The sequence below is a fragment of the Aquimarina agarivorans genome (genome assembly GCF_000218485.1).
Taxonomy (GTDB): Bacteria; Bacteroidota; Bacteroidia; order Flavobacteriales; family Flavobacteriaceae; genus Aquimarina; species Aquimarina agarivorans.
The window spans coordinates 1-2,078 of sequence record NZ_AFPB01000044.1 but is presented as its reverse complement, the minus strand read 5'-3'; the positions used below and the strand labels follow the sequence as shown (position 1 = coordinate 2,078).

At 27.3% G+C, this 2,078-nt stretch carries 3 protein-coding genes; all 3 read left to right on the top strand.

What is annotated here, in order from left to right; genetic code table 11:
• Positions 1-194 precede the first annotated feature (194 nt).
• The 3 genes from GMC_RS0101980 to GMC_RS21605 all read left to right on the top strand — a co-directional run bounded on the left by GMC_RS0101980 (position 195) and on the right by GMC_RS21605 (position 2,065).
• Complete coding sequence (locus GMC_RS0101980) at positions 195-989, top strand: hypothetical protein (protein WP_010520560.1); 795 nt, start codon at positions 195-197, stop codon at positions 987-989.
• Positions 990-1,059: 70 nt separating this feature from the next.
• Positions 1,060-1,434 (top strand): hypothetical protein, encoded by a 375-nt coding sequence (locus GMC_RS0101975; RefSeq protein ID WP_029489547.1) that lies wholly within the window; start codon positions 1,060-1,062, stop codon positions 1,432-1,434.
• Positions 1,435-1,456: 22 nt separating this feature from the next.
• Positions 1,457-2,065 (top strand): HEPN domain-containing protein, encoded by a 609-nt coding sequence (locus GMC_RS21605; RefSeq protein ID WP_157998129.1) that lies wholly within the window; start codon positions 1,457-1,459, stop codon positions 2,063-2,065.
• Positions 2,066-2,078: the final 13 nt, after the last annotated feature.

Genomic DNA, 2,078 nt, shown 5'->3' with positions numbered 1-2,078 from the left:
CACAATGTATGAAAACATAGCAGGTCAGTTATAAATCCAAAGGTTCAGGTTTTTCTGCTGTAACCGCCAAGTTTTAATTTGGCTATATTTATAAAAAAACTAAACATAGAAATTAAAATTGGCTCTGTGTAAAGTCGAAAAGTAAGCGATTCTGAGCTACGTTTCATACACGCGCCCGTTGTAAAAAATTAAAAATGAAATCAATAAACATAATAATCTTATTTTTAATCTTTGTATTCTTTTCTTGTAATCTAAATAAGACTGAGAAAGATAATTTTAAAAAAAAATTACATAAACAGAAACTTACTAATGATTCATTAGTAAGTGTATTAAAAGAAAAAGAAAAGGAAACAATTATTCTTCAAGAAAAAAATGAGTATCTGTCTATATTATCTGGACAATTTTCAGACTATTTCCCTAACAAAATAGCTCTTTTTGATTTTCTCTTCAATCGATTGAAGAAACATAAACATACATATAATTTTCTTTCATCAAATACAGATTTATTTCACAGAAATGCTTCGTTTGACATAAGTAATTATAGTTTTGGATTTAAAATTTTCACTAAAGGTAAAGCCTTTACTTATATTTTTAAAACAATAAGAAGAGATTCTGAATTTATACAAAATTCACTCAACGAAAAAGAAAAGAAGTATATATTTCAGAAAATCAAAAGTAGTGATTGGTACAAAACCTCAGACTTAGACAAATTCATAAAAACACTTATATTGTCTTATAAGGATATAGAAAAAAAGAATATAAATGGAGAAATTTATGATTCTATAGCTAAGCAAGATTATGACATTTGGGATGTAGCGGGAGAAGATGTACAAAATCTTTTAACACTTACAAATGACTATGGAACATTTTGTTGTGGAAATCTCTTACATTATTCTCACTATTTTTGGTTTAGAAGAAACTCTGAGGGAAATAAGGAGGTAGTATATGAACTTTTAAATCAATTAAATGATTTTGTAATTACAGAATAATCACAATCGCATATAAACTTTTTACAACAATGTATAAAAAAACATAGGGCTTTTGGCTTAATCGAAAAGCTTGTGTTTATATGCAAAGTCGCCAAATACAAAATTTGGCGTTTATGATAAAAAAGATAAAAGCAAAATATTTCTATTTGGCTTAGTACTAATCCGAAACTTATTCCTTATCTCCTGCCCTACGTTTCTTATACGAGACGTTAGTGTTAATTACAAAACTGAACGAAATCAAATGGGATATTTTAGTGACTTAATGATAGATATGCAAGAAAGACCTGCTGATTTTAAATTAGCTGAGCATTTAGACTTGACAATCCACGAACTTGACGAACTTGTATATGATATTGAAGAAGATGAGAGTTCAGACGGATTATTATATAATTATCGAGTTGAATTCGATATAGAAAATAGCAATCCTGAAATACTAAAAAAATAAAAACTTATCCGATGGTGTTAGAATTTATCTACAACCATATGAATTAAATGAAGATTATTACTACGAAGAGGAATTTGAAGCTTTTTCTGAAAATGAAAATCATTTAAAAAAATTTAATGATGAAATTTCTAACCTTTCATCTTTACTTACCTTAGAAATTAAAAAACCAGAATTAGAGAAAATCTTAAATCGACAATTATTTATTGGAGTAATCGGTACAATGGAAACTTTTTTATCTGAGGTTTTCATTAAATTAACTCTTGAAAACAAAGATTATTTGAAAAACTTTATATCAAGTCATCCAAAATTTAAAGCAGGTAAGTTCGAGCTTAAAGATATATTTAAAGAATATGAGATAATTGAAGAAACCGCTAAAAAAGTTATGCTTGACACAATTTATCATAATCTTCCTACTGTAAGTTCAATGTTTAAAAGCACATTCAAAATTGAATTCCCTTCTATTGCAAAAGTTTCGAAATTTGTAAAACTTAGACACGACCTTGTGCATCGTAATGGAATGACAAAGGAAGGTGAACCTGTACCTATTAGTGATGTTGAAATAGTGAATTTAATTGATGAAGTTTCTAAATTTGTAAATGAAATAGCAAAAAACTTAGAGTTAGACGAATAAAAACTAACACTAA

Bases quoted from the DNA above. Each gene is read 5' to 3' on its own strand.
- GMC_RS0101980 (WP_010520560.1), top strand. From the start codon at position 195: ATGAAATCAATAAACATAATAATCTTATTTTTAATCTTTGTATTCTTT.